Source organism: Clostridium frigoris, assembly GCF_018861865.1.
Classification (GTDB): Bacteria; Bacillota; Clostridia; order Clostridiales; family Clostridiaceae; genus Clostridium_AD; species Clostridium_AD frigoris.
In genome coordinates this window covers 99,204-122,912 of record NZ_JAHLDV010000003.1, presented here as the reverse complement: position 1 = coordinate 122,912, position 23,709 = coordinate 99,204, and the positions used below count along the sequence as shown (strand labels likewise).

Below are 23,709 nucleotides of genomic sequence, written 5' to 3'. Positions count from 1 at the left end.
CAAAATGGGTAGAAGAATTGGTCTTCAAACAGTAGAACTTGAAAGTAAACCTAGAATTATTGGTACCTATAATATAGTTGGTCCTAAAGAAGGGCAGGGACCATTAAAAGAGTATTTCGATAAAATTATAGAAGACGATCTTAATGGAACAGGAAGCTTTGAAAAAGCTGAAACAAGTCTTTTATATACTGCTATATCAGAGAGTATAAAAAAAGCAAAGTTAAAGGAAGTTGATATCAATTATTTATTAGCAGGTGATTTATTAAATCAATTATCATCTTCATGTTTTGCCGCTAGAGATTTAAATATACCGTTTATAGGTCTTTATGGAGCGTGTTCAACTATGGCAGAGTCGTTAAGTGTTGGTTCAATGATAATGGAAGGTGGCCTTGCTAATTATGTTGTAGCAGCTACCTCGTCACATTTTTCGTCAGCAGAAAGGCAATTTAGATTACCACTTGAAATGGGAAGTCAGAGACCAATTACAGCACAATGGACGGTGACAGGTGCAGGTTCAATGGTTTTGGGCAAAAAAGGCAAATTCCCCTACGTTACTCATATTACAACTGGAAAAGTTAAAGACTATGGAATAATTGATGTGAATAATATGGGAGTTGCAATGGCGCCAGCAGCAGTTGACACTATCAAACAACATTTTATGGATACCGGTAGAAAACCTTCAGATTATGATATTATTGCTACTGGAGATTTGGGCATTATAGGAAAGCAATTTACAGAAAAATTACTGCTTGAATATAAATACGATATGAGAGGCCATTATATTGATTGTGGTGAGAAAATATTTGATGCTTCGATACAAGGAACTAATGCTGGTGGTAGTGGTTGTGGCTGTTCTGCAGTAGTTGCAACAGGCTATCTACTTAAAAACATGCTGAAGGGTAAATTTAAAAGAATATTGCTAGTTTCAACGGGAGCTCTTTTAAGTTCTACTTCCACTTTGCAGGGTGAGACAATACCAGGAATTGCTCATGCTGTTTCAATAGAGTTTGGGGGTGAATAAATGAATAATTACATTATGGCATTTATAGTTGGAGGAGTTATATGTGTAATAGGTCAAATACTTATGGATACTACGAAACTTACTCCTGCTAGAATTTTAGTTGTATTTGTAACTAGCGGTGTACTATTAGGAGCAGTGAATATATATGACATAGTAATAGAATATGGGAAAGCAGGAGGGAGTATACCTCTGCCTGGATTTGGATACAGTTTGGCTAAAAGCGTAATGAAAGAGGTAGATGAGGTTGGTCTTATAGGAGCGTTTACAGGAGGTATAAAGGGTACTGCAGGTGGAATTACTGCTGCGATTTTTTTTGGGTATATTATGGCATTAATTTTTAATCCTAAAACTAAATAAAAAAGCAACTATTAAAATATATTTTAATAGTTGCTTTTTTATTTAGTTATAGGTGTAGTGTTGTCATTATTTTCATTAGGAGAGTTATTATTAATAGTTGTATCTTGATTAACTTGATTACGATCATCATTAGTAGTGGTATTTCCACCGCCGATTTTAGGAGTAGTAACAGGAGGTGTTATTTCAGGAGTAGTTAATTTAATATTCGGAGTAACAATTGAAGGAGCAGTAAAGGAACCTGAAGAGGTATCAACTGATGTTGGTAATACAAAAGCAGAGTCTTCTAAATATGCATTAGGCACATAGTCTCTTCTTATAAAAACCCTTGTTTCAATTTTCCAAATTGGTGTATATTCGGATGCCAAAACATAGTTACCACTTGCATCTTTTGTGACTTTAGCAGAAACATGTATGCTATCAAGAGTTGTAGGCTGAGTCCCGTCAATAAACAGTTCAGAGTAAACTCTATCACCCCTTGGGTCTGCAATAGTTAAATCTGTTGGTATATTACCTGAGTCTTTTGATACGGATATTGAGGATATACCAGAAGGCATATCAACGTTCTTTACTGGTAGAGAAGTATGAGCAGATTTCATAACTTTTCCCCATAACTGCGCAGCATCATTACTCCCCAATCCTACAATTTTTTCTGCGTTATCAGTTCCAATCCAAACTGCCGCAGAGTAATATGGAGTTAAACCAACAAACCATAAGTCTTTCGAATTAGAAGAAGTACCAGTTTTACCACGAACGGGCATATCTCCAAAAACAGCATTTGTTCCAGTACCACCTGGGCCTACAGGGCCTTTTAATAAATCATACATTATATAAGCACTTTGTGGTGATAAAACAGATGTCGTTTCAGGTTTTGTGTCAAGCAACACCTTACCAGTTCTATCGACTACTTTAGTATATAATCTTGAAGCAGTACGATTTCCACTATTACCAAAAACACCATAAGCATCGGCCATAGTAAGAGGATTAGTTCCACCATCTAATTGACCAAGGGCCATAGCAGACTGACTAGTCTTATCTATGTTATTTAGCTGTAATCCAAACTTCTCACCATAAGAAGCACCAGTCTTTAGACCAATCATATTCTCTATTTTAACAGCGGCCACGTTAACAGAATATTTTAAACAATCTCTTAGAGTTAAATATCCTCGATATATATCAGGTGAATTTTTAGGGTTATATCCTACACTTGCAGAGACAGGTGAATCTTCGATAACGGTAGAAGCTGTAGTTTTTTTTGTATCAATAGCTGGACCATAAACGGTTAAAGGCTTAATACTTGATCCAGGAGCCCTAAAGAAGTCCAGTGTTAACGTCTTTGATAACGTAGTTTTTGATAACGTAGACGTAGCTCTGTTGTAAGACATAGGTACTTTAACATTACGTCCACCTATAATAGTTTTAACTTCACCTGTATGATAATCCATAATAACACATGAGGCTTGTAGGTTTGCTTGTGAAGAGTTCATAGGAGCATCAATTAAGGCTTGTGATGTATTTTGCATCTTTTTATCCATAGTTGTATAAATCTTTACTCCATCATACATTAGCATTGAGGATGCTTCTGTTTCGCTAATATTATATTTTTTCATTAAATCTTTAGTAACTTGAAGGAGTGCAGGCATAGAGAAGAACTCATAGTTCATTTTATTTGTATTCTTTTGTGAAAAACTAAAAGTTAATTCTTCAGCCATGGCTGAGTCAAATTGTACCTTGCTAATTTTGTTATATTTATACATGTTATCTAAAACCGCTTTGGTTCTGTTTGATTCAAAAGCTGTTTTAGACCTATTTGATTTTGTTGCCATAGAGTATGAAACACTAGGGTTTTGTGCAGCACTAGCTATAAAAGCAGATTGCTTTAATGTTAAGTCTTTAACAGATTTATTAAAATATTGTTGTGATGCCGCTTCTATACCATGAGCATTCCCTCCTAGAAAAATAGTATTCATATATGTCTCTAAAATTTGGGACTTAGTTAATACTTTTTCTATTTGTAGTGATAAATAAATTTCTTGAACTTTTCTTTTTATAGAGGTTCTGTTCTCTATGGAATCCTCTAAAAATATTCTGTATTTAACCAATTGCTGCGTTATTGTTGAAGCACCCTGAAGACTTTGGCCACTTCCAGTTATTTTTATTTTTATATCATTAAATATAGAACCAAATAGCCTTTTTATATCAATACCTGGATGCGTTTCAAATCTGGAATCTTCAATACTTATAAATGCTTCTTGAAGATTAACTGGTACATCACTAATAGGTACATTAATTCTTCTTTGCGAGATTACATATTCATCCATAATTTTTCCCGAATCATCCAATAATACTGTAATTTCATCCAATTTTAAAAATTTATTAATATCTAAACTAGGAGCCGTCTTAATCATAGCTAAGATTACTCCAACCATGGATACACTGATTACTAAGGCTATAATTAGAATGGCAAAAACAATTTTTTTTAAAACATGCTCCCCAGCTATTTTTTTCTTTTTCTGAGAAGTTTCTTTTTTATCCATTAAGTATCCTCCTTGTATTTTTACGAAGTAGATAAAACCAACAATTTTTATCACAACCTCTAAAAATTCATGTTGTTTAACTATAATAGCTTTTAATATTATACCATATAATTATCTTATTTATTTAAATTAAACTTAATATAAAATATTGTATTTTGAAGCACTAATTGAATTCTTTACCTTAAATGAGTTACATATAATAACATATAACCTTAAATGGGGGTAATGGATATTAATAATAAAATTAAAGGCAAAATATTAATAATTATAGCTATCGTTATGATGAGTTTTACAATCTTTATATATATTTTTGATAAAACTACAATGCCAACTGTAATGACAGTCGCAGATTCAGAAATGAGAGCAAAAGCAACAGAAATTGTAAATAAAGCAATTATAGATGAATATTCAAATCAATTTAACTATGATGAGATAATAAAGGTGGACAAAGATTCTGTGGGTAATATTGTAATGTTAAAGGCAGATACTTTGAAAATGAATAAGATAGCTTGTGATGTTGCTCTAAAGTCGCAAAAAGAATTGATGAAATTGGGAGAGGTAGGAATCAAAGTTCCTATAGGGTATATAACAAGAAATAATATTCTATCATATTATGGACCCAGTGTTACTATTAAAATGCAACCGATAGGACATGTAGAAACTAAATATTCATCAGAGTTTGAAAGTGCAGGTATAAATCAAACACGACATAAAATCTATGTTAAAGTAAAAACTACAGTTAGAGTATTTATACCTTTGAAAAGTAATGATATTGAGGTAACTAATGAGGTACCAATTGCTGAAACTATTATTGTTGGTAAAACACCTAATACTGCGGTTCAATTAGATTTAAATGGAACTGGGTTTAAACTAGGAAATAGTAAGGAGTAAAAGTATAAAAAACAAAGTACACGTCACAGTACTTTGTTTTTTATACTTTTATGCATTTATGGGGCAATTAGATATGGTGATTTAAATTAATCTTTCCAATTAAATATGTATGGTATATTTCTATAGTAATCTCCATAATTTAATCCATAACCAACTACAAAAAGATCTGGAATCTCAAAGCAATAGTAATCAGGAGTTATTTCAATTTTTCTTCTTTCTATCTTATTTAAAAGAACACAAGTTTTAATACTAGCAGAGCCTAAAGATTTAACATGTTCCATAACGAAATTCATAGTTAAACCAGTATCTATAATATCATCTACTATTAATACATCAAACCCAGAAATATTGTCAGGTATGTCATTTACAACATTAACGAGTCCTTGTGATTCTTCATCATCTCCATAACTTGAAGTTGTCATAAAGCCTATTTTTGTAGGTACAGTGATTTGACGTACAAGGTCTGCAGTATATATAAAGCTACCTCTAAGCAATGATAAAACATATAGGTTTTTTTCGAAATAATCTTTGGAAATTTCAGCACCAAGTTGTTCAATTCGCTCATTAATTTGATCTTTTGATATAAGAATATTTATTTTTTTATTATTCAATGTTAATCCCGCCCTCTTTACATATTTACAATTTTGCTTCAATAGTATAAAATTATAAGAAACTTGTCAAGTATAAGAATAAGAAAATTAGTTAAAATATTAGTAGAATGGAGTGATATAGGATGATATACGGAAATACAGATGGAGTTAAAGATTCAATTTTAAATAAATTAGAAGATGCTTGTGAATTAAAAGTTTCTAAAGATTGTATTTTGTCTGTTGAATTGGTAGATATACTTGTGGAGGCAACACAAAATTTAGATAGAGAAATTAGTGCAGCAATAGATAGGAAGGGCAATATTATCAGTATGGCTATTGGAGACAGTAGCACTGTGGAACTGCCTATAATTGATATAAGAGAAGGACGTTTATCAGGAGTTAAGATAATACACACTCATCCAAACGGCAATTCTAGATTATCAGCGCTTGATATGTCAGCGCTCGTAAAATTAAAACTAGATTGTATTGTTGCTATTGGAGTAGCCAAAGAAAAGCAAAATTTAAAATATAACATAGGGTTTTGTGGAATAGACAATAATATTTTAATAGAAGAAGAAGTGGGCCCAATAAATATAAATGAAGTAATTGAATATGATATTTTAGATAAAGTTAAATACATTGAAAAATTAATGAAAACAAGTGACGTTGTTGAAGATGATACAGAACGGGCTATTTTAGTAGGTATAGGAAGTGAAGAAGATTTATTAGAACTTATAGAACTTGCAAGGGCATGTAATGTAGCAACTGTAGACGCAGTACTTCAAAATAGGCATAAAATAGATGCAGCTTTATATATAGGCAGGGGTAAGGCTGAGGAAATAGCAGGTGCAAGGCAATCACTAAGAGCAAATATAGTTATATTTGATGATGAATTATCAGGTTCTCAAGTAAGAAATCTGGAAGAAGTTCTTGGGTGCAAAGTAATCGACAGAACTACACTTATTTTAGAGATATTTGCACGAAGAGCAAGAACTAGGGAAGCAAAAATTCAAGTTGAACTTGCGCAATTAAAATACAGATTGCCAAGGTTAACCGGGCTTGGAACAATGCTTTCAAGGACAGGTGCCGGAATTGGAACAAGAGGACCAGGAGAGAAAAAATTAGAAATTGATAAAAGACGAATAAGAGAAAGTATATTTGATTTAAATAAAGAATTAGCAAAAATAAGAACAACAAGAAGTGTACAAAGGGAAAAGAGAAGTCGTGATAGTGTTTCAAAAGTTTCTTTAGTAGGATATACTAATTCGGGTAAATCAACATTAAGAAATGCATTATGTGATGTAGCAGCATTAAAAAGTGTTGCTATTAAGGATAAAGTATTTGAAGCAGATATGCTCTTTGCTACCCTTGATGTAACAACAAGAGCATTACTGTTACCTGATAATAGAGTAGCTGCAGTAACTGATACTGTAGGATTTATAAGAAAACTTCCTCATGACTTAGTTGAAGCATTTAAATCTACGCTTGAAGAAGTCGTTTATTCCGATTTGTTGCTACACGTGGTAGACGTATCATCTGAAAATGCAGAGTTACAAATAGAGGCTGTAGATGGTGTGCTAACAGAATTAAATGCAATTAATAAACCGGTGATATTGGTATTAAATAAAATTGACAAAGCCTCACTAGAAAACATTTTGAAAATAAAAGAAAAATACAAGGATTTAAAGTGTATAGAAGTATCGGCTAAAAATGGTACGAATTTGGAAGGATTATTAATAGACGTTTGTAAAGAGCTCCCTTATACTCTGAAAAAATTTAATGTGCTAATTCCATATACTGATCAGTCAATGGTTGCATATTTGCATAGGGGTGCTAAGGTTGATTCAGAAGAATACAATGAGGAAGGAACACTTATGTCAGTACAAGGGGACACTGAGATTTACAATAAATGTCAAAAATATATTATAGATTAGTTTTATTGTTTATTTAATGAAATTTTTCCTTAAGTGTAATAAAGTCTAAATGTATCTTATATAATTTAATATTAGTCTATAACAGTTATTAAAGAATGTAGGGGTATATATGGGAGAAAAAAAATCAAATTCAGATAATGAAAAAGAACAAGACAAAAGAGCAATTAGTGATAGTATAAAATATCAACAAATACAACAACAAATTATAGATGATATGAACAAACAAATTTTAAGCCTAAATGGTGGAGTTACTGCTAGTCAGTCAACATCGAGTTCGACAGATACAGCTACTAATTCTTGCATTAAATTATTGACAGATAAAGTTGTAGATATAAACATTTTAAGATTTGAGTTAGATAGACTACCGCTTGATTTTAAAGCAAGAGCTTATTTCGAAAATGATGTGAAGCCATTGATAGATACTTTATATACCTTATCACTTTCATCACTTGACTTTTCTGCTACTGCAGTTAGTTTAACAAATACGAGTTTTGGACGTAGTTCAAAAATTAAAAATGCTCTTGATTTAACAAATAGTGTTGATGAGATATCTTCAGATGTAATTAAAGTACTAAAATGTAAAGTTGATAATATGCTGAATTTATCAAAGTATGATTGTAAATAATTTTTATGAGAATAAAGAGAATGGTTTAATTAAAATTAAACTTGTTTCTCTTTATTTTTTAACTAGATATTTATTTTCTGTTTTCAATATAAGATTTTAAAGATAATGTAAAGATAAATTTCATATAATTTAATTGATAAAATATGTTCTGCTAATAATAATCCAAAAATGAATATTTGTAATTTTAAAAAATGTAGTGCTATAATTAACGATAAGGAATAACACAATAATTTATTGTATATATCAATGATGTACTTATAATCTTTATAATAAAAATATAATTAATAAAATATAAATTTAGGAATTGCGGCATAAAATATATTAAAGCTATTAACAAAATATAAATTATATTAAAAATTAGGGGGGATAGAATGATAAAAACTATTTTGCAATATCAGAAGGCTTTTAATAGTGTGGTTGACAGAATGAAAATTGATAAATCTGTTTTATCTGTAATGGTTTTTGGAAGTATGGTAACAGGTGATTTATGGGAAGAATCAGATATTGATTTTATCGTAATTGTTGATAAAAATTATGATGAAATTAGGAACTTATATTCTGAGGAGGAGGGTATTTCAGTTCATGTTAAACTTATGGGTAAGGAAAAATTTATTCAAGTTTATTCTAACAATTTAAAGGGCGGATATTTACATAGAATTTTCTCGTCCTCAAGGTTAATATTTTCAAAAGATATGGATATAACAGTAAGGTATGATGGCGGTAGACTTTTTCCAGATGTTGATAGAGAACGTTGGGGCATGAGTTTTTTAGGCGAATTGTTAAAAGAAATGGGAGTATGTAAAAAATATTTATGGAGTGATGCTATCTATACTTCTTACAGTTCTTCTACAAGATGTATAGAAAAGTACTCAAAGTTATTTGTTAATTCGTCTGGATATATGATTAGCAAGGACGTTATGACTATGGCCCTTAATTTAAATGAAGAGTTTAAACAATGCGTTGATAAATTGTTTTTTGAAAAATCACACATAAAAGAGACAATTCAAGAAACAATGACATTTTTAGAACAGAGTATAGACTTAAGTATTAAGGACAATTGCAATTTGCTTTTGAACTATATGAGAGAGCAAGATAAGTTTGTAAGTGCCGAAGAAATTATGTTGGATGATTTGTTTAAGGAATTTGATATAGATATGGAAGAAGTTCTTAATAAACTATGGAAAAGAGATATTATTAAAAAGGAAAGTAGAGATTTTAAGGTAGATAAGGACAATATATTAATTAAGCAAAATGTGTATTTTATTTAACGACATTTCAGAAGAAAAGTCTCCCACTTTTATAAGTGTGAGTAACATCTCCTTCTGAAGTCGTCAATGCATCTTCTTCGAAGCTGTTGCAGCGACCCAAGATGTGATTTAACACTTTGAAAAAAGTAGGTGAAAATATGTATAGATATGAAATCAAATTTAGTAATGATATTCCTAAGTATCTAGAAATATCAAAGCATATAAAAAAACTAATTGATGAAAACAATGTTGATGATGGCGAAAAATTACTCTCAATAAGGAAACTAGCTAAGTTATTGAAAGTTAATGAAGTTACCATAGTAAGTGCCTATAAAAAACTTGAAGCTGAGGGGTATGCATATCAAAAGATGGGAAGTGGTACTTATGCTAAAAGAAGAGACACAAATATTAAGTTTAAAAAAGACTACTCTAATACACTAAAAAAAATATCTGGCCAAAATCTAAAAAATTATGTAGATTTTACAGGGGAAATAACAAGCAGTGAATTTTTCCCTGTAACGGTTTTTAAAGACGTGTTAAATGAGGTATTAGATAGAGATGGTACTGAGGCTTTTGCTTATAAGGAATCACTTGGTTATGAGGGACTTAGAAATAGCATAAGTACTTTCTTTTGGAATAATAAGGTGAGTAGTGAAGATATATTGATACTCTCAGGTGCACAACAAGGAATTGATATAGTTTCAAAATCTATAATCAATGTTCATGACAATGTAATTGTAGAAAAACCAACATATGGTGGTGCATTAACGGTTTTTAAATGGAGAAGAGCTAATATATTTGAAGTTGATATATTAGAAGATGGCGTAGATTTACTCCAATTTGAAGCAATATTAAAAAAGAATAAAATCAAGTGTTTTTATGCAATGAGTTATTTTCAAAATCCAACAGGAGCCACCTATAGTTTGGAGAAAAAGGTAAAAATATTAGAACTAGCAGAAATGTATGATTTTTATATAGTGGAAGATGATTATTTATCTGAGCTAATATATGATAATAAGCAATATAGTAGTTTTAAGACCTTAGACGTAAATGATAAAGTTATTTACATAAAGAGTTTTTCAAAAATATTTCTGCCGGGAATAAGGCTTGGATATATGATATCACCACAAAAATGTAAGGAGTATATTCAAAACTCAAAAATTAATACAGACATATCAACATCTAGTCTTATGCAACGTGCTTTAGATTTATATATAAATAAAGATCTCTGGAAAGAAAATATAAGCCGTCTAAATATGGCATATAAGGAAAAATATAATTTTATGTTGCAATGCATAGAAAAATATTTGGGTGCTAAGGCTAGTTATTATACTCCTGGAGGAGGAATTCATTTTTACTTTAAAATAGCTACTGAGTTAAAGGTTAATTCAATGGAATTGTTTTATAAATGTATGAATAAGAAGGTTTTAATTACACCAGGGGTATTATTTTATAAAAATGCTAAAGAAGGAAATAATTATTTTAGGTTGAGTTTTTCGGAAATAAAAAAGCCTGAAATAGAAGAGGGAATTAAAATTATATCAGAGATATTATGTAAATAATAACTATAAGGTAAGGAGCGATGTTTTTGAAAAAGGGATTAGTTGAAATTGACTGGTTATCCATTAGTAAATATTCTAATGAGGAGATATCCTACTTTTTGTTTTTAGAGGGAAAAACGATGGAAGCCATATGTAAAATTAGAAATTTGGACAATGCTATTGTACAAAAACATATTATAGATGGTAAAATAAAATATAGGTTTTTAGTGCATAGCAATGATGCTGATGAACTTTTTAAGATTATTGCTAAAGCCGGAAAAGACGATAAAATCTATTTTTTAAATTCAATAGGTGAGGATAATAAAAACGAATTAATTGAGTTAATCAAAACAAATTATGTGGAGATGCATCCGAGGGACAAAGAGGTTGCTGTTTGGATTGTAGGGGAATTAAATGAAATATCTTGTTTAAATATCTTAATTAAAGCATCCGTGCATAAATTTATAAATGTACGACGAATGGCAGTCTCAGCTATGGGGAAGTTAGGCGACTTAAGAGCTGAAGGAGCATTACTTAGAGCACTCGAGGATGAAAATCCACAAGTTATAAGTTATGCAATAAAGTCGCTGGGTAAAATAAAGAGTGAAAAAGCTATTGTGAAAATAATGTATATATATGAAAACACAGACAAACAATACATAATTAATTCTGCGCAGAGTTTTTTATTGCTGATGGGGCAAATAGAGATATAAAGATAGAGTAACAGTAAATCATAGGTGGGATAATTGAAATGAGCTATTTTACTATAAAAGACGAATCAATTGCTGAATTTAAGGAGAAAAAATCAATATTTATTGGTCATGGAAAAAGGGTTGAAAATGAAGATGAAGCTAAGGAATTTATTCAAAAAATCAAAAATAAGCACAAACAAGCAAGGCACAATGTTTATGCATATATAATTGGTGAAAAAAAACAAATACAACGGTATAGTGATGATGGAGAACCTCAAGGCACTGGAGGAATTCCTATGCTTGAAGTCTTAAAGAAAAGTGATATAACTGATGTAGTAGTTGTAGTAACCAGATATTTTGGAGGAATTCTACTAGGAACTGGAGGGCTTGCAAGAGCATATTCTAAAGGTACATCCTTAGCTATTAAAGAGGGCGGGGTAGTGGAAAAAGTTAAAGGTGTTGCACTCGAAATAACAATTGAATATGATTTACTAGGAAAATTGCAACATGTTTGTGCTAAAGACAACTTTTATATAGAACATGTAGAGTATACAGACATTGTAAAAATCAAAATACTCTGTCAGTATGATAAATTAGAAAAATTAAAGTCGCAACTAACCGAGGTTAGTTCAGGAAAGGCTTTGTTTGAAGAAGATAAGGGAAAAATGTACTTTAAGCTAGAACATAGACTATATGATAGCGAAATCATAAATTCTGCACTTTCAAATGACAAAGATAAGTAAAATATACATTTCTTATTTATTTGAAAAGTGCTTTATTTCTATGATATAATATGAAAGTAAGGTACTTATAACTAATTCATAGAGTTATTGCTATTTATTAGAACGGTTAGAAATATTCCACATTAAAATAGTCAGTTGGGGGGGATTTCAAATGTCAGGACATTCAAAATGGCATAATATTCAACAAAAAAAAGGTAAAATTGATGTTATAAGAGGTAAAGTATTTACGAAATTAGGTAAAGAAATAATAATGGCAGCTAAAAATGGTGGGTCTAAGTTAGAAATTAATGCTCATCTTAGAGATGTAGTTGCAAAGGCTAAGTCTAATAATATGCCGCTCGACACAATAACTAGAGCAATTAAAAAAGGTGCTGGGGAACTCGAAGGTGTAAATTATGAAGAAATAGTTTATGAAGGATATGGAGCAGAAGGAGTTGCTGTAGTAGTTGTAACGCTAACAGACAAAAAAAATAGAAGCGTTGCGACTGTAAGGCATGCTTTTGATAGACATCATGGAAATATGGGAGCAGCTGGATGTGTAAGTTGGATGTTTGCTAAAAAAGGTCAAATTATCATAGAGAGAACTGAAGCTATGGATGAGGATGAAATTATGATGATAGCTCTTGAAGCTGGGGCCGAAGATTTTAATGCAGATGAAGAAATGTTTGAAATTATAACTACTGCTGAAACATTTGGACAGGTAAGAGAAGAGTTAGAAAAAGCAGGTTTTGAATTTGCGTCAGCTGAGATTACAATGATCCCAGATAACATGACTCCTGTTAGCATGGAGGGCGCAGTTAAGGTTCAGGATTTAATAGATACACTTGAGGACAACGAAGATGTTCAAGATGTGTATCACAATGCAGAGTATCCAGAGGAATTTGAGGGTTAATGTGCTCATATTGGGAGTAAGCGTTTTCAAAAAAATCCAAATGACAATGATTGTATAGGTACTGTTTTAAGTTACGAATTTATAAGCTAAACACCCTGTTGTATTGATAATTAATCAATATACTAGGGTGTTTTTGTGTTAATAAATGATACATTTAAATATTAGAATAATATACATTAAAAAATGGCATACTAAATTTATAAGTAACATAAATTGATTAAAAATGTACTATGATTATAAAAAAATATTTTAACCAAATATAAAAGTAAGGGTGTGTAAAGAATGAATAAACTTGAGAAATTAATAGATGCTGGATTTAAGGTGAAAATCCAATCAAGTTCTAAGTTTTGTTTAACATTAGATGATGCAATTCCAAGTATGAGCTTTAATTCTGATAGCATAGAGGAAGCAATTGATTCAGCTTATGATTTTATAAAAGAACAGAAAAAAGTAGCAGATAAGACTGAAATAGAAAAGCAAAAAACTGATTATAAAATTATAATTGATACATCAAAGTCACAAGAATTAAAAATTGATGAAGATATGCTTGATGAAGAATTTAAGACTACCAATACTATTAGAGTATATTCATATGTTTGGGATAAGTTTAAAGATTTTACAGAAAAACATAAGGATTGTAAAAGTATGGATTTAGTTAGTATGGCACTTTTAGAATACATTGAAAAATATAAAGAATAATTCATATTAAATTTGGTTTAGCTTAGGCCAAATCTTTTTTGTTTAAGGTGTATAAAAGGATTATCAACATCTAAAACAATCTTTATCATAGTTCTTAAAAAGACATATTTATTATATAATCATTTGTGAGTTGAATAATAATGTTATGTTAATATAGCAGAGTTGCACTTAAATATCAACTCCGCTATTATATTAGTTTTCTTTATAGCAACAGTTATTGGAATGTTCTTTTTTATAACAATTATCATCACACCATAAGTTATTCCAAGGTTCACTCCAAGGTTCACTCCAAGGATCACTCCAAGGATCACTCCATGGATCGCAACAATCACATTTACCATAATAATCTCTACAACAATCAGTATAAGGTTGTCTATTTTCATGCATTGACATAACATCACTCCTTGACTTTTGTCATTATATAATATGTTGCTTTATTTAAATTGATACTTAAAATCAAAAAATTAGGAATGCATTAACTATTCGTTAGTGGATATTTTGTAAGATTTGATGTACAATAATTTAAGGATGTTTGAGTGAATGGAGGATTTAGAATGAAGTTAATGTGCAAATGTGGAAATATTGAAGACTTAAAAACAGATAAACCCATTACAGAATTTGAATTTAAAAACTGTAACGATGGAAGTGCTGTATTAGTATGTAAAAAGTGTAGTGAAGTAGTAATTATTAATTTTAAAAATAGTTAATGAGCGCAGAGGAACTCCTTTGGGCTCTTTATCTTTGATTTAATTCACAGAAATATTTACTACCGAATACATTATAGCGTAGAGTATACATTATCAAAATTATATATAAACCCATTAATTAAACTAATTCTCGATATAAATTAGGTATTTTAGGATATTAATCTGATTTAGGAGAACATATATCAATGTAAAAGGTTATATTGAAAAAATATTGAAGCGATATGTGTAAAATTTTATATGAAAAGGAGTTTTATTAAATGGGTAAAAATGATAAGTGCAATAAATGCTCATGTGATTTATGTAATGTTATTAATGCGGATCCAGTAGATATGGAAAAGCATGGTGCTAGACTATTAACTGTAAGAATACAAGTAAATAACGTATGTTTTGATAAAAAAGTTGCTATTGCATGTATTATATATGATAAGTTCCATAGAATACTTGCTTTTAGAGGATTTATTACTATAGTATGTAGAAATGAATGTAGTAGCAACGAGTGTGGTACAATTGAACGAAAATTAGTATTTGTACTTCCAGATGACGATTTAAGCGATCCAGATGAAATAGAAGTTCGTACTGCAGCTAATTATATATATCCATGTGAGTGAAATTGTTAGGCCATTAATAGATAATGAAGATTAAAAATATACCCTATAGGGTAGACAAGGAAATGTCTAAGCTGTAGGGTATATTCATTATGAAAATATAGTAAAATGAACACAAATACAGTATCTTTTTTATTTCTTATGAATAGTTTAATAGGAGGATATATATTGTACATGTTTATATACATTTTAAATTATTCAAATCTAGTAGGTATATGTTTGGTAAGGGGGGGTGATAAGATGAATTGGAAGGAAGAATTGGTTTTGCAATTTAGGAATATGACTATTGATAAAACTATAATTAGCAAAGCAATGCAAAACTTTGTAGATGTTTTTAATAAAAATTTGGATAAGTATAATATAAAGAATATTCGAGCAATAACAGATTTAAACGAATATATAGATATTAGGTATTATAAAAAGGTTAAAATAAAATATACGGATAATAACGTTACATTTAGTTTATTTAATAATGAGGGAATAGAGCAAAATATATCTATTAAATTAAGCATTGCAAAAAAAGTAGGTGGGTATTTTCTTCAGTATATTAATACAGAAGAACGTAATCCGAAATTGAAAGCATTTATTGATGAAAATATTATCGATGGGATTTTACAGGACTTATTTGAACTAAATGAAGAAGCAATAAGCATAAAGTAAAAATAAAAGTACCCATAAGGGTGCTTTTATTTTACTAATAAAATATGTAAATTTTTAATTTATAAAATACTATTACTTAGAACAGTATTTATTAAATTCGCATTATTATTGCTACTACCTGTATTATTTTGTTGCTGCATTATAGTTTGTATTAATTGAGATAAGTCTTTTTTATTATTTGTACTTGGAAAGAGACTTTCTGAACTATCGTTAATTCGTTTTGTACCTGTACTTGAACTACTGTCTGCGTTTTGAGTTGTCATAATCTGCATCATTTGTTGAAGCTGTTGAGCCTTTTGTGATTGTAGTGATAAACTATCTAGTCTGCTAGTTTTATCGTCAATGCTAGGAACACTTGTCCCAATATTAGTTGAAGTCTGTTTTTGTGAATTGTCCACTATTTGCTTAAGCAAAGTTTCAAAACAGGTATTAGTATCACTTCCTGAAACTCCTGTAGATGATTGTGTGCCTGAAATACCCATGATCTGTGATAATTGTGATATTTGATTTATATCCAAAAATATTCCTCCCTTATTTAACAATAAATGTTTATGATTTTAATTTTACTCTTAATAATAGGAATTATCCATATTTTTTATTACTTATTTATAATAAAATTAAATTTGTAAATATATATAATAGATTCAACAATCTAATTTATACCTAATACAACATAGGAATATCTTATATTGTATTAGGTATATTTGTGTTCTAATCATTTCAAATAATATTTACTAATAATCTTCATGCCAAAAATTGAAAATATTAATTAATAAATTCAATAATACCAAGTATTATTAGCAATATACCTGAAAATAATGGGGCAAATTTACCTAAAATTTTACCCAAGATATGATTACCTGCAGCTTCACCAAATTTAATTGCAAGAAAACTTAATATAAATGTTGATATAACTGTAAACTGGATACTAACCCCTGTTATGCTTGCGGCAATCCCTGTCCCTAAATTGTTAAAGGTTAGTCCAGATGCTATAATGAGTGCTTCTTTATTACTTATGTCACCAGAATTATCTAAATCTGACTTTTCAGCATACTCTATCATATCAGTAATATCTTTTAAAGCAAGTTCCTTTGACTTAGTATTATTAAGAAGTTTTATTATGCTTTGGGATACAAAATACAATCCCAAAATAATAATAACAATAGCACCTAATCCATTAGATGCAGTGCGAGGTAAAAAATTCGATATATAAGCCCCAATTAACATAGATAAAAATGTTGCTGTAGATGTGACAATTGCTATTATGAGATTTGCAATTATCCCTATTCTTACCTTTTTTATTCCATAAGCAATTCCTATAACTACGTTATCTAGGTTAGATGATAAGCTAAATGATAATGCAGATAAAATTAAATCCATATAGTTCTCCCTTTTTATCATTTGCATTTCAATATATGAAATGCAACCTTATAAGGTGATTAAACATTTAATCATGTCTAAATTTAAGAACTAATATAATTAGCAAAATAAAAAATCACTAAGCTCTATAACTGCATAATAATAGTGGTAGTTTTAATTAAATAGGATAGATATAAAATATTGAATAAGGGAGTGGTGTCATTACATGCATGATTTTAGAGTAATAGGAGATGTTCGAGAAAAAACATTAATTTATGATGTGGTGGTAGATAGATGTTATTATAGCGAAGAGTATAATAACATTATTCTTAAGCAAATAGAAGAAGGTCTAAAAAATATTTCACCACAACATCGATGTATAGTAACAATTGATCAAGAGTTTTTTGAAGTAGAGATAAATTGGGAAATGTTCATAGACATAAATAAAGAATAATAGCACTTGTGTAATAAAGGTACTATTATTCCTTATTTATATTATAAAGTCTAAGGTATACTCTGCGTTTAGACTATTATATTTTTCTACTAGATCCTGTAAAGTTACAGAATCCATAACTTTATTAATTTGCTTATTAACTTCTTGCCATACTATAGTGTCTATACAAACTTTAATGTTATTATCAAGACCTGCATCTCCATCATCATCACCTGCGATATTTAAGTCACCTTCAAGGATTCTTAAAACCTCACCTACTGTGATTTTTGATGCTTCATTTGAAAGAGTATAACCACCTTGTGATCCTCGTGCGCTTTTCACTAGTTTAGCTTTTCTAAGTATTGAAAAAACTTGTTCTAAATAATTTTCAGAAATTGATTGTCTTTCAGCGATAATTTTTAATGGTATATAGTCACCAAATGAATGCACAGCTATATCTACCATTGCTCTTAAACCGTATCTTCCTTTAGTAGAAATATTCATGGTAAGTTAATTCTCCTTATCAATTATAAAATATAAATATATCATAATATAATTTATTTACTAAAATAAATAATACTATATTAAAAAGCATAAGTCAACTGGCGTAGCAAAGGAATATTTATAATTTAGTAGTAAATTCAGAATTTATAAATAATTTTTTACTAACGAGAGTATTACAACTAATACAGTTTTTATACTTCAATTTGGTGAAAAAACACATAAGCCTATAAACCTTATAGGCTTATGCGTAATTAAATCTAAAATACAATTAAAATTATATATTCTCAAATTCATTTAAAGTTTTTATTTTGTTCTCAACTTTAATTTTATCACTCCTTATATTATCTAATTGTTGTAGCAGCTTTTTGTTTTCTACTTTTATTGTTTTAGTTGAATTATGTGCGAGACCAGTCTCTGAGAGTTCTAAAGTATATTGTATTTCTTGCTCAAGTTTACTTTTATAAGTCTCTTCAAATTCTTTTTCAACCTCAGTTAATTCATCATTTAAGGATGTTTTCATATTATCTATAACTTGTCTTGTTACTTCTGATTTGATTTGTTCTTCTGTTTTCATATAAAACTCACCTCCTTATAAGTTATTGCTTAAATATATTTTATTAAAAATGAACACTAATTAACCAAAATCTAATATTTTTATCACTCCATCCAAGGTCCCAAGGCACTTTACTTCTATCAGAATTATGACAACTAACTAGAGAGTACCCTCTTGAATCAGCCCCTGTAACAACAGAAATATGAGTAATATCGTTTTTCTTTTCATAAGCAACAATATCTCCTGGAAGCAATTTATAACTAGCTTTATACACTTTGTCATAACTTCCATAGGCAATTACTGAGCCTCTCCCGCTATATATCATATATCTTTTAAAGCTATCAGCATTAAGCCAAGCTTTTGTTGCTCCGTTTTTATCTGAATTCCATGTGGAATTTTTTCTAAATTTTCCACCTTCAAAAAGAATTTGTGATGCAAAATTTGCACAATCTCCACCTTGAGGATTATAGTCACGATAAATAGTGTTATATTTGTATTTATACAAACCATCACTAGCAGCACCACAATATTTATCTGCGTAAGTTACAGCATTTATTCGTCTTTGGTCTATAAATTTTAAATCTCTTGGTTTTTGAAGTAATATATATTTTTTTATGGAATCTGCTTTTATATTATTTAGGTCTAAAGAATTTGCGAAAGGATCTTTATACCATTCTTTAGAGATAACCCAAGAACCATCTTTACTCACAAGTTGCAAGTTGTGGTATGTTCCGATTTTTGATGTGTTTTCTAGTTTTGGTTGATCCATGTATATATATTTGTATTCAGTAGAGCACAATAAATATATTGAAAAATTACCATTGTTCTCTCTAATTCTTTTTATAATTAAAGTTGGAACAATATCCGTAAATTTAATTCCTTGTTTTTCGGCCCAATTATTAATGTAATCCATTTTTTTCTTTTCATATTCATATGCCCAGGTCCCATATTTTGTGTCCATATTATAAAATGATTGTATTAGTTCTAAATCTCCATTTAATATTGCTTTGTTTCTGTTTTTAAAAATTTGGGTTATATAAGTTGTTACTTCTTTTTTGGATTCATCAGTAATAGCATTTGCATAATTACCATTATAAACGTGCATTGATAAAAGAAGGATAACAAATATAAATAATTTAAGTTTGAATAATTGTGACTTTTCAATTTTACGTAAATTCATAATATTATACTCCTATTATTTTATTAATGAATCGATTTCATCTATTGCATTTTTTGTAGCTGTTTCTTGTATCGGAGAGCCTTCATACCATGCTTTTTTTAGAACTTTATTATTTGAGAAATAGCGAGCTTTTAGAATAATTTCAGGTCTATACTCAAAATGTAAAATATCAAAGTGAGACCATTTGCCTCCCCAAACAAAATTGTTTTTTTCAAATATTTTTACAAGTTCAGAGGAGTATGACATTAATCTTTTTTCACCAGCATCTTTGGTAGCCCATTTCCAATAGTCTCTTTTGTCACTGGCAAGATCAATAGCAATTCCGAAAGAATGTGGACTTAATCTACTAGTACCTGAAATTACTCGATAGTTAAAAGTACCACTGCAAGGCAAAAGACAGTTTCTCAAATTTTGATCCATTTTTAATATAGGGTTTATTTCTTCCATAACTGTTTTTAGTGAATTAGATGCTTTATTTTTCTTATTAAATTGATAATTATTATAAATAATATTAACTTTTGTGAGATTGTTTTCTATGATTTCTTTTGATTCACCATAGACTTCATGTAGTAATCCATAAGATCTATAACGTCCTGGATCAAAATCTGATATCATGATTTCCTTAGTAGGAGATAAGGGATAAATTTGCTCTAAAGTATCTTGCAGGTCTGGGTTTATAAGCTTTTCTTGAATAGTTTTTACTTTTTTGTCATCGTAGCATAGTTTTTTACCTGATTTCATAATTAGATATACATATCCGTTATTTTCTTCTATATTTTTAATATATTCAGGATATGCCATCATTAAACATAAAATATCTTGTTTCATTGTTACATTATATATATTGTTTTTCTCTTGTTTGTTTGTATCAGTTGTAGCCAAAGCTAGTGTTATGTTTTCTGTATTCAGAAGCAAACTTACAATAAGCGTAACAATAAACATTTTTCTCATGATAAAATTTTCCTCCTTATAAGTATTCTTAATATTACAAATTTATAAAAATTAAATTACTTTTAATAATGCTTTTGCTATATATAGTTGCCTATGAACAATTATTATATGTGTGGATATATTAATAAAATATATATGAATTTTCCAAAATATAAAGAAATATGTCTATAGTTCTATATGTAATAAGTAAATGATTAAGGAAAAAAATTCAAATAACATATTTAATAGTAATAGGCAGCAATGCATTGCTGCCTATTTGCTTATTTTTTACTTTGTTAAAACCTTTTTTGAGGACAAAAATGATATCAAATATGCTAATTGCTTAGTAGGTTGTATTATCCATTGATAACAGTACAACCATTAACATGAATAGTCTCGCCACTTATATATGAGGCACCATTTGATGCTAAGAACACATAGGTTTCGGCAAGCTCAACTGGCTGGCCAGGTCTTCCCATAGGAGTATTACTTCCAAATTCACTAACCTCACTTTCACTGAAAGAAGAAGGTATAAGTGGTGTCCATATAGGGCCTGGAGCTACTGCATTCACTCGTATTTTTCTACTTGCTAGGGAAAGAGCGAGAGAACGAGTAAATGTAACTATTGCGCCTTTAGTTGATGAGTAATCAATTAAAGATTTATGTCCTTTGTAAGCAGTGACTGAGGATGTATTTATAATTGTGGCGCCATCCTTTAAATATGGTAATACTGATTTAACCATATAAAACATTCCAAAAATATTGGTTTTAAAAGTTCTTTCTAGTTGCTTTTTTGTAATATCTTCAATACTGTTTTGAGGATGCTGTTCTCCAGCATTATTTATAAGAATATCTATTTTACTTAATTCCTTTATTGTTTTGTTGACAGCATTTACGCAGAAAGTATCGTCGCCAATATCTCCCGCAATCAATATACACCGTCTACCCTTTGCGCAAATAAGCCTTTTAGTCTCTGTCGCATCTTCATGTTCATTAAGATATACTATTGCTATATCAGATCCTTCTCTTGCATATGCAAGAGCAACTGCTCTACCTATTCCACTATCTCCACCTGTGATTAGGGTAACTTTATTGAGTAACTTTCCAGAACCTATGCAATTTGGATCCTCAAAAATAGGTTTTGGGTTCATTAGTACTTCAAAACCTGGTTGTTGGTCTTGGTGTTGCTTAGGTATGTTAATGGGGAAACTAAAGCTTTCATTCATAAAAATGTCTCCTTTTGTAAATAAAATATATTTTATAGCTGTAGTTTATGGTAATTCGCAATTAATATTCGCTTAAAATTAAGTATATGAAAAAAAAATTAAAAACTTATTAGATTCTTTATTATAGGGTTGTAAAAATCAGAATAATAGCTAGAAGACTAGAAATATGTTATAATTAAAAAATATGAGTGTTACGAACATTTAAATTGAAAAATTGAAGTTGATAAAAGAGAAACATATTTATTTATATATAAAAGACCTATAAAGTCAAAGTTAAATGAAGATTAATCAGCCTAAATATACTCATATCACTAATAAAGGGTGGTTTCTTAGATGCAATATAATCATGGAAGAAAGTTGTTGTTTCCAATTTTCAAGAAGATTCATAACAGGATATTAATGATTTGTGACATTTAAAGTTAAAGACAGCCACTTCCAAAGGAGAAAAAATGTTATTTGAAGATTTAAATCTCATTACACCAATAAAAAAAGCATTAAAAGATGAGGGATATGAGGAACCTACGCCTATACAAGAGGCCTCAATTCCTAGCATATTAGAAGGTAAAGATTTTCTAGGATGTGCACAAACAGGTACTGGAAAGACTGCAGCATTTGCTATTCCTATACTACAAACTCTTTGTGGAAAACAAAAGGTTATAAAAGGACCTAAAAATATTAAGGCTTTAATACTTGCACCTACGAGAGAACTTGCAATTCAAATTGGAGAAAGTTTCGAATCGTATGGTAAATACATGAATCTTACTAGTACTGTTATTTTTGGAGGAGTATCACAAAAAAAACAAACTGATGCTTTAAAAGGTGGAGTAGATATTTTAATTGCAACAACTGGTAGATTACTTGATCTTATGCAGCAGAAATTCATAAACATACATCATGTTGAGATGTTTGTACTTGATGAGGCAGACCGTATGCTTGACATGGGTTTTTTACGTGATGTAAAAAAAATAATAGCACAATTGCCAAAGATTAGACAAACTATGTTATTTTCAGCAACAATGCCTAATGAAATCTCAAAGCTTGTTGATAATATTCTTGTGGATCCAGTTAAAGTAGCAGTAACACCTGTTTCATCAACTATAGAACTTATTGAGCAAGCAGTATATTTTGTAGATAAAAAAGATAAAAAATCATTGCTTGTTCATTTGCTAAAAGATAAATCTATAGTTTCTGCTTTAGTATTTTCAAGAACGAAACATGGAGCAAATAAAATTACTAAGGACTTAAATAATGAAGGAATAGAGTCTCAAGCTATTCACGGTAATAAATCGCAGAATGCAAGGCAACTTGCCTTAAATAATTTCAAACAAGGAATAACAAGAGTATTAGTTGCGACCGATATTGCAGCAAGAGGAATAGATGTAGATGAGTTATCTCATGTAATTAATTTTGATTTACCAAATATTCCAGAGACTTATGTTCATAGAATAGGAAGAACTGGCAGAGCAGGGCTAGGTGGAGTTGCATTATCGTTTTGTGATGTTGAAGAAAAGCCCTTTCTTAAGGATATTGAGAAGGTTATATCTAAATCAATACCAGTAATAGAGGATCATCCTTATCCTGCAAGTAATGTTGTAGCGATAGTTACTAAGGGGGATGTTAAAAAAAATTCTACAGGAAAATCTCGTTCTAATGGCTATGCTAGGAGAAATGGAAGAAGTGCACAAGGTCAAAATCCTCATAAAAATACGCGAACAACAAGATAAATAATATAGGATAAAAAAATAAAGCCAATGATTATTTATAATAATCATTGGCTTTACTAATC

General features: G+C 29.8%; 26 protein-coding genes. 16 read left to right on the top strand and 10 right to left on the bottom strand.

Going from position 1 to position 23,709, the window contains the following annotated elements:
* The first annotated feature begins 4 nt into the window (after positions 1-4).
* Positions 5-1,021: a stage V sporulation protein AD gene (gene spoVAD, locus KPL37_RS02585; protein ID WP_216145867.1), complete on the top strand. Its 1,017-nt coding sequence runs from the start codon at positions 5-7 to the stop codon at positions 1,019-1,021.
* On the top strand, positions 1,022-1,378 hold the full coding sequence (gene spoVAE, locus KPL37_RS02580) for a stage V sporulation protein AE (protein ID WP_216145866.1): 357 nt from the start codon (positions 1,022-1,024) through the stop codon (positions 1,376-1,378).
* A 38-nt stretch (positions 1,379-1,416) separates the two neighbouring features.
* Here spoVAE and KPL37_RS02575 read toward each other — a convergent pair whose 3' ends face one another.
* Positions 1,417-3,912 (bottom strand): transglycosylase domain-containing protein, encoded by a 2,496-nt coding sequence (locus KPL37_RS02575; protein ID WP_216145865.1) that lies wholly within the window; start codon positions 3,910-3,912, stop codon positions 1,417-1,419.
* Positions 3,913-4,137: 225 nt separating this feature from the next.
* Here KPL37_RS02575 and yunB point away from each other — a divergent pair, with 225 nt between their 5' ends.
* Positions 4,138-4,803, top strand: a complete 666-nt coding sequence (gene yunB / locus KPL37_RS02570; RefSeq protein WP_425514019.1) for a sporulation protein YunB — start codon at positions 4,138-4,140, stop codon at positions 4,801-4,803.
* An 86-nt stretch (positions 4,804-4,889) separates the two neighbouring features.
* On the opposite strand, the gene hpt is transcribed toward yunB, so the two are convergent.
* Positions 4,890-5,414, bottom strand: a complete 525-nt coding sequence (hpt, locus tag KPL37_RS02565; RefSeq protein ID WP_216145863.1) for a hypoxanthine phosphoribosyltransferase — start codon at positions 5,412-5,414, stop codon at positions 4,890-4,892.
* Between the two features lie 122 nt (positions 5,415-5,536).
* Here hpt and hflX point away from each other — a divergent pair, with 122 nt between their 5' ends.
* From hflX to KPL37_RS02525, 8 genes are all read left to right on the top strand, one after another.
* Positions 5,537-7,327 carry a GTPase HflX gene (gene hflX / locus KPL37_RS02560; protein WP_216145862.1) on the top strand — a complete coding sequence of 597 codons (1,791 nt, stop codon included), beginning with the start codon at positions 5,537-5,539 and terminating at the stop codon, positions 7,325-7,327.
* 109 nt (positions 7,328-7,436) lie between these two features.
* Positions 7,437-7,952, top strand: coding sequence for a hypothetical protein (locus KPL37_RS02555; RefSeq protein ID WP_216145861.1), 516 nt, complete (start codon positions 7,437-7,439; stop codon positions 7,950-7,952).
* Positions 7,953-8,323: 371 nt separating this feature from the next.
* A complete protein-coding gene (locus tag KPL37_RS02550) occupies positions 8,324-9,220 on the top strand; it encodes a nucleotidyltransferase domain-containing protein (RefSeq protein WP_216145860.1) in 897 nt (298 codons plus the stop codon).
* Positions 9,221-9,357: 137 nt separating this feature from the next.
* Complete coding sequence (gene pdxR / locus KPL37_RS02545; protein ID WP_216145902.1) at positions 9,358-10,761, top strand: MocR-like pyridoxine biosynthesis transcription factor PdxR; 1,404 nt, start codon at positions 9,358-9,360, stop codon at positions 10,759-10,761.
* A gap of 26 nt (positions 10,762-10,787) precedes the next feature.
* Positions 10,788-11,453: a HEAT repeat domain-containing protein gene (locus KPL37_RS02540; RefSeq protein WP_216145859.1), complete on the top strand. Its 666-nt coding sequence runs from the start codon at positions 10,788-10,790 to the stop codon at positions 11,451-11,453.
* A gap of 38 nt (positions 11,454-11,491) precedes the next feature.
* On the top strand, positions 11,492-12,175 hold the full coding sequence (locus tag KPL37_RS02535) for a YigZ family protein (protein ID WP_216145857.1): 684 nt from the start codon (positions 11,492-11,494) through the stop codon (positions 12,173-12,175).
* A gap of 151 nt (positions 12,176-12,326) precedes the next feature.
* The gene (locus KPL37_RS02530; protein WP_216145855.1) at positions 12,327-13,067 is read left to right on the top strand and encodes a YebC/PmpR family DNA-binding transcriptional regulator; all 741 of its coding nucleotides are present in this window, start codon (positions 12,327-12,329) and stop codon (positions 13,065-13,067) included.
* 282 nt (positions 13,068-13,349) lie between these two features.
* Positions 13,350-13,766 carry a hypothetical protein gene (locus KPL37_RS02525; RefSeq protein ID WP_216145853.1) on the top strand — a complete coding sequence of 139 codons (417 nt, stop codon included), beginning with the start codon at positions 13,350-13,352 and terminating at the stop codon, positions 13,764-13,766.
* Positions 13,767-13,958: 192 nt separating this feature from the next.
* On the opposite strand, the gene KPL37_RS02520 is transcribed toward KPL37_RS02525, so the two are convergent.
* Positions 13,959-14,159 carry a hypothetical protein gene (locus KPL37_RS02520; RefSeq protein WP_216145851.1) on the bottom strand — a complete coding sequence of 67 codons (201 nt, stop codon included), beginning with the start codon at positions 14,157-14,159 and terminating at the stop codon, positions 13,959-13,961.
* A gap of 161 nt (positions 14,160-14,320) precedes the next feature.
* Between KPL37_RS02520 and KPL37_RS02515 the strand changes: the two genes are divergently transcribed.
* From KPL37_RS02515 to KPL37_RS02505, 3 genes are all read left to right on the top strand, one after another.
* Positions 14,321-14,473: a hypothetical protein gene (locus KPL37_RS02515; protein WP_216145849.1), complete on the top strand. Its 153-nt coding sequence runs from the start codon at positions 14,321-14,323 to the stop codon at positions 14,471-14,473.
* A gap of 257 nt (positions 14,474-14,730) precedes the next feature.
* Entirely contained in the window at positions 14,731-15,081 is a 351-nt protein-coding gene (locus KPL37_RS02510) for a hypothetical protein (RefSeq protein ID WP_216145847.1), read from the top strand.
* A 237-nt stretch (positions 15,082-15,318) separates the two neighbouring features.
* A complete protein-coding gene (locus KPL37_RS02505; protein ID WP_216145846.1) occupies positions 15,319-15,738 on the top strand; it encodes a hypothetical protein in 420 nt (139 codons plus the stop codon).
* Positions 15,739-15,797: 59 nt separating this feature from the next.
* Here KPL37_RS02505 and KPL37_RS02500 read toward each other — a convergent pair whose 3' ends face one another.
* Positions 15,798-16,256 (bottom strand): hypothetical protein, encoded by a 459-nt coding sequence (locus KPL37_RS02500; RefSeq protein ID WP_216145844.1) that lies wholly within the window; start codon positions 16,254-16,256, stop codon positions 15,798-15,800.
* A 247-nt stretch (positions 16,257-16,503) separates the two neighbouring features.
* The gene (locus KPL37_RS02495; protein ID WP_216145842.1) at positions 16,504-17,118 is read right to left on the bottom strand and encodes an MntP/YtaF family protein; all 615 of its coding nucleotides are present in this window, start codon (positions 17,116-17,118) and stop codon (positions 16,504-16,506) included.
* 205 nt (positions 17,119-17,323) lie between these two features.
* Here KPL37_RS02495 and KPL37_RS02490 point away from each other — a divergent pair, with 205 nt between their 5' ends.
* Positions 17,324-17,551, top strand: coding sequence for a hypothetical protein (locus KPL37_RS02490; RefSeq protein ID WP_216145840.1), 228 nt, complete (start codon positions 17,324-17,326; stop codon positions 17,549-17,551).
* 36 nt (positions 17,552-17,587) lie between these two features.
* Here KPL37_RS02490 and KPL37_RS02485 read toward each other — a convergent pair whose 3' ends face one another.
* The 5 genes from KPL37_RS02485 to KPL37_RS02465 all read right to left on the bottom strand — a co-directional run bounded on the left by KPL37_RS02485 (position 17,588) and on the right by KPL37_RS02465 (position 21,923).
* The gene (locus tag KPL37_RS02485; RefSeq protein WP_216145838.1) at positions 17,588-18,034 is read right to left on the bottom strand and encodes an RrF2 family transcriptional regulator; all 447 of its coding nucleotides are present in this window, start codon (positions 18,032-18,034) and stop codon (positions 17,588-17,590) included.
* 274 nt (positions 18,035-18,308) lie between these two features.
* Entirely contained in the window at positions 18,309-18,608 is a 300-nt protein-coding gene (locus KPL37_RS02480) for a hypothetical protein (protein ID WP_216145836.1), read from the bottom strand.
* A 43-nt stretch (positions 18,609-18,651) separates the two neighbouring features.
* Positions 18,652-19,767, bottom strand: coding sequence for an amidase domain-containing protein (locus KPL37_RS02475; protein WP_216145834.1), 1,116 nt, complete (start codon positions 19,765-19,767; stop codon positions 18,652-18,654).
* 15 nt (positions 19,768-19,782) lie between these two features.
* Positions 19,783-20,718: a M15 family metallopeptidase gene (locus tag KPL37_RS02470; protein WP_216145831.1), complete on the bottom strand. Its 936-nt coding sequence runs from the start codon at positions 20,716-20,718 to the stop codon at positions 19,783-19,785.
* 335 nt (positions 20,719-21,053) lie between these two features.
* Positions 21,054-21,923, bottom strand: a complete 870-nt coding sequence (locus tag KPL37_RS02465) for an SDR family oxidoreductase (RefSeq protein ID WP_216145829.1) — start codon at positions 21,921-21,923, stop codon at positions 21,054-21,056.
* A 449-nt stretch (positions 21,924-22,372) separates the two neighbouring features.
* On the opposite strand from KPL37_RS02465, the gene KPL37_RS02460 reads away from it, so the two are divergent.
* Positions 22,373-23,647: a DEAD/DEAH box helicase gene (locus KPL37_RS02460; RefSeq protein ID WP_216145827.1), complete on the top strand. Its 1,275-nt coding sequence runs from the start codon at positions 22,373-22,375 to the stop codon at positions 23,645-23,647.
* The last annotated feature ends 62 nt before the right edge of the window (positions 23,648-23,709 follow it).

Coding starts and splice junctions, on each gene's coding strand:
- KPL37_RS02505 (WP_216145846.1), top strand. CDS start 15,319: ATGAATTGGAAGGAAGAATTGGTTTTGCAATTTAGGAATATGACTATT.
- KPL37_RS02535 (WP_216145857.1), top strand. CDS start 11,492: ATGAGCTATTTTACTATAAAAGACGAATCAATTGCTGAATTTAAGGAG.
- pdxR (WP_216145902.1), top strand. CDS start 9,358: ATGTATAGATATGAAATCAAATTTAGTAATGATATTCCTAAGTATCTA.
- KPL37_RS02510 (WP_216145847.1), top strand. CDS start 14,731: ATGGGTAAAAATGATAAGTGCAATAAATGCTCATGTGATTTATGTAAT.
- KPL37_RS02525 (WP_216145853.1), top strand. CDS start 13,350: ATGAATAAACTTGAGAAATTAATAGATGCTGGATTTAAGGTGAAAATC.
- KPL37_RS02520 (WP_216145851.1), bottom strand. CDS start 14,159: ATGTCAATGCATGAAAATAGACAACCTTATACTGATTGTTGTAGAGAT.
- yunB (WP_425514019.1), top strand. CDS start 4,138: ATGGATATTAATAATAAAATTAAAGGCAAAATATTAATAATTATAGCT.
- KPL37_RS02460 (WP_216145827.1), top strand. CDS start 22,373: ATGTTATTTGAAGATTTAAATCTCATTACACCAATAAAAAAAGCATTA.
- KPL37_RS02515 (WP_216145849.1), top strand. CDS start 14,321: ATGAAGTTAATGTGCAAATGTGGAAATATTGAAGACTTAAAAACAGAT.
- KPL37_RS02470 (WP_216145831.1), bottom strand. CDS start 20,718: ATGAGAAAAATGTTTATTGTTACGCTTATTGTAAGTTTGCTTCTGAAT.
- KPL37_RS02550 (WP_216145860.1), top strand. CDS start 8,324: ATGATAAAAACTATTTTGCAATATCAGAAGGCTTTTAATAGTGTGGTT.
- KPL37_RS02495 (WP_216145842.1), bottom strand. CDS start 17,118: ATGGATTTAATTTTATCTGCATTATCATTTAGCTTATCATCTAACCTA.
- hflX (WP_216145862.1), top strand. CDS start 5,537: ATGATATACGGAAATACAGATGGAGTTAAAGATTCAATTTTAAATAAA.
- KPL37_RS02465 (WP_216145829.1), bottom strand. CDS start 21,923: ATGAATGAAAGCTTTAGTTTCCCCATTAACATACCTAAGCAACACCAA.
- KPL37_RS02530 (WP_216145855.1), top strand. CDS start 12,327: ATGTCAGGACATTCAAAATGGCATAATATTCAACAAAAAAAAGGTAAA.
- KPL37_RS02485 (WP_216145838.1), bottom strand. CDS start 18,034: ATGAATATTTCTACTAAAGGAAGATACGGTTTAAGAGCAATGGTAGAT.
- KPL37_RS02490 (WP_216145840.1), top strand. CDS start 17,324: ATGCATGATTTTAGAGTAATAGGAGATGTTCGAGAAAAAACATTAATT.
- spoVAE (WP_216145866.1), top strand. CDS start 1,022: ATGAATAATTACATTATGGCATTTATAGTTGGAGGAGTTATATGTGTA.
- KPL37_RS02480 (WP_216145836.1), bottom strand. CDS start 18,608: ATGAAAACAGAAGAACAAATCAAATCAGAAGTAACAAGACAAGTTATA.
- KPL37_RS02575 (WP_216145865.1), bottom strand. CDS start 3,912: ATGGATAAAAAAGAAACTTCTCAGAAAAAGAAAAAAATAGCTGGGGAG.
- spoVAD (WP_216145867.1), top strand. CDS start 5: ATGGGTAGAAGAATTGGTCTTCAAACAGTAGAACTTGAAAGTAAACCT.
- KPL37_RS02555 (WP_216145861.1), top strand. CDS start 7,437: ATGGGAGAAAAAAAATCAAATTCAGATAATGAAAAAGAACAAGACAAA.
- KPL37_RS02475 (WP_216145834.1), bottom strand. CDS start 19,767: ATGAATTTACGTAAAATTGAAAAGTCACAATTATTCAAACTTAAATTA.